The sequence below is a fragment of the Paenibacillus whitsoniae genome (assembly GCF_003955665.1).
In the GTDB taxonomy this organism is placed as follows: domain Bacteria; phylum Bacillota; class Bacilli; order Paenibacillales; family NBRC-103111; genus Paenibacillus_E; species Paenibacillus_E whitsoniae.
In genome coordinates this window covers 18,383-27,695 of the sequence record NZ_RXHU01000077.1, presented here as the reverse complement: position 1 = coordinate 27,695, position 9,313 = coordinate 18,383, and the positions used below count along the sequence as shown (strand labels likewise).

9 protein-coding genes are annotated in these 9,313 nt (G+C 54.7%); 4 read left to right on the top strand and 5 right to left on the bottom strand.

The features are described 5' to 3' along the window. The 3 genes from EJQ19_RS23690 to EJQ19_RS23680 form a co-directional block, all read left to right on the top strand. On the top strand, window positions 1-1,194 hold a 1,194-nt coding region (locus EJQ19_RS23690), incomplete at its 5' end, for an S-layer homology domain-containing protein (protein ID WP_164716690.1). Between the two features lie 191 nt (window positions 1,195-1,385). Continuing rightward, window positions 1,386-2,102 (top strand): metallophosphoesterase family protein, encoded by a 717-nt coding sequence (locus EJQ19_RS23685; RefSeq protein WP_126143721.1) that lies wholly within the window; start codon window positions 1,386-1,388, stop codon window positions 2,100-2,102. 98 nt (window positions 2,103-2,200) lie between these two features. Beyond that, window positions 2,201-3,118: an AraC family transcriptional regulator gene (locus tag EJQ19_RS23680; RefSeq protein WP_126143720.1), complete on the top strand. Its 918-nt coding sequence runs from the start codon at window positions 2,201-2,203 to the stop codon at window positions 3,116-3,118. 813 nt (window positions 3,119-3,931) lie between these two features. Here EJQ19_RS23680 and EJQ19_RS23675 read toward each other — a convergent pair. The 5 genes from EJQ19_RS23675 to EJQ19_RS23655 form a co-directional block, all read right to left on the bottom strand. After that, complete coding sequence (locus EJQ19_RS23675) at window positions 3,932-4,300, bottom strand: DoxX family protein (RefSeq protein WP_164716689.1); 369 nt, start codon at window positions 4,298-4,300, stop codon at window positions 3,932-3,934. Window positions 4,301-4,415: 115 nt separating this feature from the next. Further along, window positions 4,416-5,183: a DODA-type extradiol aromatic ring-opening family dioxygenase gene (locus tag EJQ19_RS23670; protein ID WP_126143722.1), complete on the bottom strand. Its 768-nt coding sequence runs from the start codon at window positions 5,181-5,183 to the stop codon at window positions 4,416-4,418. A 239-nt stretch (window positions 5,184-5,422) separates the two neighbouring features. Then, complete coding sequence (locus tag EJQ19_RS23665) at window positions 5,423-5,797, bottom strand: ArsR/SmtB family transcription factor (RefSeq protein WP_126143718.1); 375 nt, start codon at window positions 5,795-5,797, stop codon at window positions 5,423-5,425. A gap of 1 nt (window position 5,798) precedes the next feature. Beyond that, window positions 5,799-6,221, bottom strand: a complete 423-nt coding sequence (locus tag EJQ19_RS23660; protein ID WP_126143717.1) for an SRPBCC family protein — start codon at window positions 6,219-6,221, stop codon at window positions 5,799-5,801. A 36-nt stretch (window positions 6,222-6,257) separates the two neighbouring features. Continuing rightward, entirely contained in the window at window positions 6,258-6,638 is a 381-nt protein-coding gene (locus tag EJQ19_RS23655) for a hypothetical protein (RefSeq protein WP_126143716.1), read from the bottom strand. 258 nt (window positions 6,639-6,896) lie between these two features. Between EJQ19_RS23655 and EJQ19_RS23650 the strand changes: the two genes are divergently transcribed. Next, window positions 6,897-9,164, top strand: coding sequence for a helix-turn-helix domain-containing protein (locus tag EJQ19_RS23650; RefSeq protein WP_126143715.1), 2,268 nt, complete (start codon window positions 6,897-6,899; stop codon window positions 9,162-9,164). Window positions 9,165-9,313: the final 149 nt, after the last annotated feature.

Sequence of the window (9,313 nt, the reverse complement as noted above, 5' to 3'; positions counted from 1 at the left end):
CCGACCATCGAGAACGTAGGCGGCCAAGACGTGGCCAGCCTGACGCTCGACAAGGCTACGCTCGACAAAGCGCTGCAACTGTTGGCGAAGCAGCCTGCGGGTGCAAACACCGTGAACGTTGAAGTATCCGACTCTACGGCTTCGGCGCAAGTCATTGTACCGGGCAGCGCGCTGCAAAGTGCGGCGGGAGGCACGCAGCTTGCGTTATCGGCACAAGGCGTCAGCTATGTGCTGCCGCTGAGGGCCGTCGATGTGGCGCAGGCAGCGAAGGAGCTTGGTGTGGAGGCATCGAGTGTGGACATCCGCATTGCGTTGACACAAGTATCGGGAGCGCAGAAGGAGAAAATTGCCGCGCTGAGCAAGACAAACGGCGGCACATTGCTCGGCGAGCCGTACGAGTTCTCGGTGACGGTGGAAGCGGGCGGCAAGCAGGTGCAAGTGAATGATTTTGGCACCCTGTATGTAACGCGCAGCTTGACGCTGGAAGGCACGGTGGATAGCGGCAGCGCTACGGCGGTGTGGATTGACGACACTACCGGCGCGATGAATTTTGTGCCGGCAACCTTCGCTGTGATTGACGGCAAAACCGTCGTCACGATGAAGCGACCGGGCAACAGTGTCTACGCCGTTGTCCAAAGCGTCCGCAGCTTTGACGACATCGCCGGCCACTGGTCGCAACAAGACGTCGAGCGCCTCGCCGCCAAGCTCGTCGTTCAAGGCGTGAGCGCACGTTCGTTTGCGCCGGATGCCGCGGTGACGCGCGCGGAATTTGCTGCGCTGCTCGTGCGCGCGCTGGGGCTGAATGCGGCGGCAGGTTCAGCCGCATTCCAAGATGTGGCCGCGTCCGACTGGTACGCGGGTGTGGTGGCGACGGCCGCGAAGCATGGCCTCGTGCAAGGCTTTGAGGACGGCCGCTTCCAGCCGGACGCGCGCATTACGCGCGAGCAGATGGCCGTCATGGTGGCGCGCGCGGTCGCTTTGACCGGCGCGACTGTGAAGACGCAAGCTGCGCCGCAGTTCGCGGATCGCGCAGCGATCAGCCTCTGGTCGCGTGACGCCGTCGACCAGATCGTCGGCGCCGGCATCGCCCAGGGCGTGTCCGGCGGAAGATTCGCCCCCGGCGCGGAGGCTACGCGCGCCGAGGCGGCGGTGATGCTCGGACGGATGCTGGAAGCCGTCCAGTTCATGAATTAGCAGCAAGCAGGCCGTGAGGCCTGCTTTTCTGTTGGATTCAACCCATGGCAAAGATGTTTGCGCAGTGGTCGGCGGGAGCCTTTTCTTTTTCTGCTGCATTTCTATCCGCCAACAACAATTTCCCGCCCGAACCTCACAATCTATGATAGAATGAGAGGATAATTGACAGACGGTCATCGGGAGGGGCATCTATGGCAAGAACATTAGCGATCAGCGACATCCACGGCTGTGCGGCGGAGTTTAAAGCACTGTTGGAGAAGGTCAGCTACAAACCTGGAGAGGATCGGCTCATTCTGCTCGGCGACTATGTGGACCGTGGTCCGGCGAGCAAAGAGGTCGTAGAGCATGTGATGAAGCTCGTGCGGGAGCACGGAGCGATTGCGATCAAGGGCAATCATGACGCTCGCTTTCTCGAAGTGTTGGGTGAAACGGACAACGTGACGGAGATGAAGTTTTTCGAGCACGGCGGCATTCAGACGTTCCAGAGTTTCAGCGGTTCCAAACTGCTGGACATCCAGCAGTCCAAGGAGCGCATCCGCGCAACGTGCCGTGAGCATATTGATTTTTTGCGTAGTCTTCCCCTGTACTATGAGACGGAGACACATATCTTTGTCCATGCGGGCCTAAATCCGGCTTATACAGATTGGAAAACGCAGCCGGAGCGCGATTTTATCTGGATCAGGGCGCCGTTTTTGCAGCAGCGGACGGTAGTGGACAAGCCGGTGGTGTTCGGGCATACGACAACGATGGATCTGCACGGCAAAGGCGACGTCTGGTTTGAAAGTGACAAAATCGGCATCGACGGCGGCTGCCCGTACGGCTACCAGCTGAACTGCCTGGAGATCACAGAGGGATTGCAGTACCGGACGTACTCGGTGCCGTCTCGCGGCAGCTGGAAGGCGGGATAGGGAGTAGAGCGCAGAGTCGACGCACGTTAGCAAGAATCGTCAAGAAGACTGCTTCGGTTTCCCGTACACTAGGGGTATCACGTTGAAGGGGGCACACGATGGACACGGACTATGAGGTGCGGATTCAAAAAACGCTGGACTATATAGAGGCGTACCTTACAGAACCACTAACGGTGGAGGGCTTGGCGAGCGTCGCTTGTTTCTCTCCGTTTCATTTTCATCGTGTGTTTCAAATGATGGTCGGTGAAGCGGTCATTGAGTATGTGCGCAAAAGAAGGCTGGCCCGGGCAGCTTATCAGATCGCGCATACGGATCTCCGGCTGATCGACATCGCCCTGGACAACGGATTTCAATCCCACGAAAATTTTACCCGCGCCTTTAAAAAGATGTTCGAGCGTACGCCGGCTGCTTATCGCAAACAGGGCATACGCACACCGGATTACCCGCGGGTGAACGTGCTGGATCGGAAATTTAATTCCTATTTAGGAGGCATTCGGATGGAATTTCAAATTGTGACCAAACCTGCATTCAAGCTCATCGGCTACGAGCTGCGTACTACGTGTAAGGAAGGGCAGAACTTGCGGGATATTCCTGCTTTTTGGCAAGCGTATATGCGCGAAGAACTGGGGTGCCGCATTCCGAATCGCGTGCATACCGGCCGTCCGGTGGAAATCGGCATTTGTGCGGATTTTAATCTGGAGACGAGTGACTTGACGTACATCATCGGCATGGAGGCGACCGACTTTGAAGGTGTTCCCGAAGGTCTTGTGTGCCGCGAGTTTCCGGAAGCGCGCTACGCGGTGTTTACAACGCCGAAGGTGGCGCCCGCGCAATTCTCGGATTCGATCCAGAGCACATGGAAAGCCGTCTACGCCGAGTGGTTCCCGCATTCCGGGTACGAGCATGCCGGGCTGGCGGAGTTTGAACTGTACGACGAGCGCTGCCACGCGGACCTGCACACTGAGCTCCAAATGGACCTGTATGTGCCAGTGAAGGAAAAAGTAACCTCCGCGTAACAATCGGGCGATCAATTGTAACGCAAATGACATGCGGATTTCAGGTTGTTTTAAGGTTCGGCCCCTATACTAAAAGTCGACCCCCTTTTAAATATATATACCTTAAGACCCCGCAGCCCGTTGCTGTCGGGTCTCTTTTTTTGTGCGGGGCTGATAAGAGGGGGAAACCGCTAGCTCTTAACGGCTGCAGCTTGGGCCGGTTTCCTTAAAATAACTAGAACTAAGAGGGCCTAGCCCCTTCTAATTTGTGAAAATGGGCCATTTTCGCTCCGCTAAGAGGGTCTGGCCACTCTTAAGGGAAGCAATCTAGGCCTGTTCCCGTAAAATAACTAGAATTAAGAGGGCCTAGCCCCTTCTAATTTGTGAAAATGGGCTATTTTCGCTCTGCTAAGAGGGTCTGGCCACTCTTAAGGGAAGCAATCTAGGCCTGTTCCCGTAAAATAACTAGAATTAAGAGGGCCTAGCCCCTTCTAATTTGTGAAATGGGCCATTTTCGCTCCGCTAAGAGGGTCTGGCCACTCTTAACTATAGGTCCCTTCAGCATACTAGCGTTCCCTCTAACCTCCTAATTGGACAATATTGGGGGTTAACCCGTAAACCGCTTTTATTTTTTCTAAAAGCTTGCGATGCCCGGAAATTGCGGGGGTAAACCGCTTCTATTTCCGCGGAGCGCGAGCAAAAAAGCGGTTTTCCGAGGAAATAAGAGTGGTTAGCCACTCCTAATTCCTTGGAAAACCGCTCGGATCTACGAATAAAGGTGGTTTACCACTTTTATTTAAAATAACTGCTGGCGCCGAGGCTGCCGCAGCCCCGTTACCGCGCGCGCGCCCGGCGCCGGTAGCCCGCCGCGATGACCCACAGCGCCATCGCGAGAAAAATGAGCGGCGGCACCGACGTCCGCATGCTCGCCGCGGAGCGGACGTGCGTCATCATGGCGCCGGCCATGATGAGCGCGATGACGCCGACGGCGAAGAGTGCGACCCGCGGCTGCCAAAAACCGAGCACGAGGCCGGCCCCCGCCGCGAGCTCGACAGCCCCGACCAGATACATAAAGCTGACGCTGTATCCGTAAGTGCCCGTGAATGCATCCACCTGGAGCGGGTGGGCGAACAATTTTAAAAAGCCGAAACCAATAAACGCGACAGCAAGCAGGCCTTGCAACAGGCGGGTCGTCCATGTCAAAGTGGATGCACCTCGGGTTATCCAGAATCGGCTGTCGAGCCCAGAGACGCCAACAAGGCTGCGCAGCCTGGATTACTAGGTTGCGCAGCCTTGTCAGTTTTATGCCGGTCCGGAATTAAAACGAGACAGCCAAGTAGCTCAGCGAGCCGAGCTCATAGCTGCGGTGGATGACGCTCGGTTTCCGCGCCGGATCTCCGCTGCCCATGGCCAGGTACAGCGGTACAAAATGCTCCGGCCGCGGCACCGCCATCCGAGCATGGGGCGCTTCCTCCGCATAGTTGAACAGCGACGGCAGGTTCTGGGCCTCCAGTCCGGCGATGAGCCACTCGTCGAACTCGAGCGCCCACGCGTCAGGCGTCGTTGCGCCCCAGTTGAGTGCCCGCAGGTTGTGCACGGTGGCGCCGCTGCCAACGACCAGGATATCCTCCTGATCCAGCCCGCGCAGCGCTTCGCCGATGCGGTACTGCTCGGCAGGCGGCAGGTATGGATTCACAGAAATCTGCACGATCGGGCAGATTGGCGTCGGGAACATGCGCAGCAGTGGCACCCACGAGCCGTGATCCAGGCCGCGCTGGGTGTCGAGGCGGGTAGTGATGCCCTTGGCGGCAAACCGCTCTGCAAGAGACTTCGCCAACGCCGAATCGCCGCGCGCCGGATATTTGATCTGGAACAGTTCGTCCGGGAAGCCGCCGAAATCGTAGATCGTGTCATAAATATCGTCGGTGGAGGAAATGGTAAGCGTATCCGTCTCCCAATGAGCGGTGAAAATGACAATTGCCTTCGGCGCGAGCTTGCTGCCATACTCCAGCAAAAACTCGGTGCACGGCGTATGTTGAATAGCCATCATCGGTGAACCGTGGCCAACAAAAATCGGAGAGATCATGAGAAACACTCCTTCTACTTTCATTTGATTAGTTACTTTACAATTATGATACGCCACTGTTGGTGGTTATGTCAAGTAAGTTAATTACTTTTTGTAACCATAAAAAATCCAACCATCAGCCTCGCCACAAAGGCAAGGAGATGGTTGGTTGTTGTTCGTTACGGCAGCTTGCAGCAGGCAGTCGCTCCCGTGGGAGCTGCGCTCCGCAAGCGGTATTGGCGGCTGCTTCCGCGCATGCCTTATGTCTTTCTTTTCTCAGGCTCCACGGCTTGCAAGCCTGCACGTTCGCCGGGGACTTCGTCCTCTTCGACGAATCGTTTGAGCGCTTGAAGCTTGTTGTCCCAATAACGCTCGTAGTAGTTCAGCCAGCGCTTAAGCTCCATGAGGGGCGTCGCCTCCAATCGGTACCGGGTTTCGCGGCCGACCTTGCGTTCTTTGACCAGCCCGGCGTCAGCCAAAATGCGCAAATGCTTCGATACCGCCGTCCGGCTCATCGGAAAATGTCCGGAAATCACCGTCACCGGCAGCTCCTGATCGCCGAGCAAATGCAAAACTTCACGGCGGGTGGGATCGGCGATCGCCTGAAACACATCGTGTTTCTGCGGGGCGGCCATCTTAGGCTTCGACGTAAGCGCGCAATTTTGGCCCCATACCCGACCAGCCTTGGGCCATGATTTCGCGAACTTGTGCGTGCGGTTGACCGAATTCCGTCACCTTGTCGATATCCCAGCCGCCGTGGGTGAGGGTGAATTCGGTTTTGCCTTCAAGGTCTTTCAGATCAAAGCGCAGGAACCAATCCTTGCCCCAATTGATCGTGAGACGGTTCGGCTCGTCCAGCTCCGTTACTTTGCAGGGGGATTTGCCGAATGGGCCGGCTTCCAGATGGAATTCATACCCGAGCTCGGGCTTGAAGTTGTTCGGCATGAACCAGGCCGCGATGCCTTCAGATGTCGCTACGGCGTTCCAGACCTTTTGCACAGGTGCATTAAGTACAAGAGTTTGAACGATGTCAGTCAGTTGATTAGTTTGATTTTCCATGGGGAGTGCCTCCTAGATATAAAATGTATAGTTGCTTTAAGCACGGCTTTTCACTTTCGATTTATGGCGCAGCCGCAGCGCAGACCACTTGTCATCAACAGCAACATTGCTGACCACGGTGTATGCCGTGCCCTTATCGATGATGCCGAACAGACTATCGCGGTTGATGTCGGTCTTCACTTTGGCGCTTTGCTTCGGATACGTGATCCAGAGCAGGGCCTCCTCTTCGGCGTACCCAATCGCTTGATGAATCCAGGCATCGACGTCTGCAGCGTTATGGACAAAAAACTGAACGAACGCATACTTCCCGCTCGGGTCGCCTGCCTCCTCGACACCGAGTTTGTAGCCTTCGGGCGCTTGCAGCACAAGGGCTCGTCCTTGTTTGTAGCGCAGCTTTTTCAACAATTCTTCCTGCATGCGGGTCGCTTTCCTCCTTGCTTATCCAGTTCTTAGTTTGCACTGGAGCCACAAATAAATGCGAAACCATTTGGTTTCATAAAAGGATTATACGAAACCAAAAGGTTTCGTGTCAAGACGAAGTTGATATGACGCAGTATAATCATCTAACCTGACCCGATCTTCCGTTCTAATGATTATGCCCTGATTATGGACTTCCTCCAGCCTCGTCTCTATAATAGGAGAATCATTGGAAGAACGGAATAAGAGGGAGATGCAATGAACTTTCGTGCCAGCAAATATTTCACCCGCCTCCTCATATACAGTCTGTTGATCGGCTCGATTCCGGCCATCATCGTTGGCATTATTTCCTATGACAAAGCCTCTTCGATCGTTCAGGATAAGGTCAACCAGAGCAGTATGGCGACACTCCAGCAAACGCAGCTTCGTATGGAGCAAGTGCTCAAGACCATCGACCATTCGGTCACACAGTATATCAGCTCGCCGCTTGTTATGAATGCGATGGCGCTGCCTTATTCAGCGTCGCACTATCAGGTGTACAACGAAATGTACCAGAACATGGTGCGCAGCCAAACCTTTGAACTCACGATCAACAATATGACGGTGCTCAATTTAAAAGGTGGGTGGGGCGTCGATAATCATAATATTTTTACGTTCGACGAAGTCAGAAATCTGGATCAACTGCTGGGGTATGAGAAGCTTCCCTCCTTTTCTCAGTGGGTAACCGATGAGGACAAAAGTTCGCCAAGCATTAGCCTCGTGAAGAAAATTCCGCTGAATTCGCTGAAAGCGGATGGACTGGCGATTGTAACCATTGCGGAATCGCAGCTGGCGGGGCTTCTTGCAGCCGACAACCGGATCGGCAGCATTTTGGTGATGGATAAGGATTACCGTCTGCTGTCCCGAAGCGATCAGAAGGTTCAAGAATTCGGCTTAGGGCAGCTTGTTGCCGAGATGCACAAGCGAAATGACAGGGAAGGGCAGTTCAATGTGGAGCTGGATGGGGATATCACCAGCGTCATTCTGCGCAAGTCCAGCTACAATGGCTGGATGTACGTATCTGCCATCTCCATCAAGGATATTACCCAGGATTCCCGTACAATCGGCTGGGTTACGCTGATCGTATGCCTAATCACGGTTCTTGTCACCGGCGGACTGGCGCTGCTCGGTTCCCGGACGTTTTACCGTCCGGTTGGACAATTGGTCGCCACGATGACGGACCGATTCGGAGAACCGCCGAAAGAAGCTCGCGCTGATGAATTTGCCATGATCGGTAGTCGGCTGCAAGCTATGCTGCAGAATGAATCCCGTCTCTCGGCCCAGCTTACGGGGCAAGTTCGGGATTTGAAGCAGTTTTTCGTCATGAAGCTGATTCGTGGTGAGGAGAGAGAGTCGGAGCTCGCTGTTAGGCTGAGAGAGTATGGCTACTCGGCCGATTGGGAGTGGCATGCCGTACTTGCGATTCAGATCGATTCGCTAGAGAGATCCCCCTATAATGAAAATGACCGTGATTTGCTCCTATTCGCCATCGCCAACATTGCTGGCGAGCTGATTCCAGGCGAGGAGCGGCTGGACCCTGTGGTGCTGGAGCAATCTCAGATTACCGTTGTCGGCGGCGCCGGAGCAACGGATGTGGCGTACAAGAACCGGTTGTTTGCTTTGGCGGAGCTTATTCAACAAACCGTGCTTCAGTACTTGAAGCTGCACATCAGCATTGGCATCAGCCTTCCCCACAAGCGGCTCATCGATATTGCTCTCTCTGCGGAGCAGGCGCTAGAGGCGCTTCGCTACCGGATTCGTTTTGGACCGGAATCCGTACTGTTTATCGATGATGTCCAGCCTGAGGATTTGGTATCCAGTGTGTTCCCGCACCGTGCGGCCAAAGACTTGTACGATGCCGTTAAACTGGCGGATCGAACCAAGTCGGATGAGTTGCTGGAACGGTGCATTGAACTGATTTTTCAGGAGCAAGCCGACTGGCGCCAATACCGAATGTCGCTGGTCAGGCTGTACACGATGCTGATCGAGCTTGGGCAGTCCGAGGCGACCGCGGATACCTTCCCGCCTGATCAGGAAAAGCAGCTTTTTGATCGACTGCTTGATCTGGAATCACAGGAGGAAATTCGCCAGTGGTTTAGCGACGTTGTCATTGCCCCCATCATGGGCAGACTGGAGCAGCAGCGTAAGTCTCACACCAAGAAAATATCCGATCAGATTACTGAGCTGATCGAACAGCGCTTTGACACCGAGATTACCCTCGAGGCATGCGCCAAGGAACTAAATTATCACCCGAACCATTTGGGGCCGCTTTTTAGCAGGGAAAAAGGGATTAGCTTCAGCGAATATTTGCAAAATTACCGCCTGCAGATGGCGAAGATGTGGCTGATTGAGACGGATATGCGGATCGGGGATATCGCAGAACGATTAACCTACACGAACCCGCAAAATTTCATTCGTTTTTTTCGCAAAATGGAGAACATGACACCGGGACAATACCGGGAACTGAACGGCCAGCACAAAATATGAACGTCCCCAAAGCCCTCCCGCGATAGGTCTCTTGCCTTCGTTGGAGGGCCTTTTTGTGCTGCTGCGGGTATGATTATGCCACACGTGATGGTGATTATAACCGCTTATTACCGCTATAGATGCAAATATCCTCCCTAATGATTATCCCT

What these genes read in the sequence shown, in the direction of transcription:
- EJQ19_RS23685 (WP_126143721.1), top strand. Translation starts at nt 1,386, where the DNA reads ATGGCAAGAACATTAGCGATCAGCGACATCCACGGCTGTGCGGCGGAG.
- EJQ19_RS23680 (WP_126143720.1), top strand. Translation starts at nt 2,201, where the DNA reads ATGGACACGGACTATGAGGTGCGGATTCAAAAAACGCTGGACTATATA.
- EJQ19_RS23670 (WP_126143722.1), bottom strand. Translation starts at nt 5,183, where the DNA reads ATGATCTCTCCGATTTTTGTTGGCCACGGTTCACCGATGATGGCTATT.
- EJQ19_RS23665 (WP_126143718.1), bottom strand. Translation starts at nt 5,797, where the DNA reads ATGGCCGCCCCGCAGAAACACGATGTGTTTCAGGCGATCGCCGATCCC.
- EJQ19_RS23660 (WP_126143717.1), bottom strand. Translation starts at nt 6,221, where the DNA reads ATGGAAAATCAAACTAATCAACTGACTGACATCGTTCAAACTCTTGTA.
- EJQ19_RS23655 (WP_126143716.1), bottom strand. Translation starts at nt 6,638, where the DNA reads ATGCAGGAAGAATTGTTGAAAAAGCTGCGCTACAAACAAGGACGAGCC.
- EJQ19_RS23650 (WP_126143715.1), top strand. Translation starts at nt 6,897, where the DNA reads ATGAACTTTCGTGCCAGCAAATATTTCACCCGCCTCCTCATATACAGT.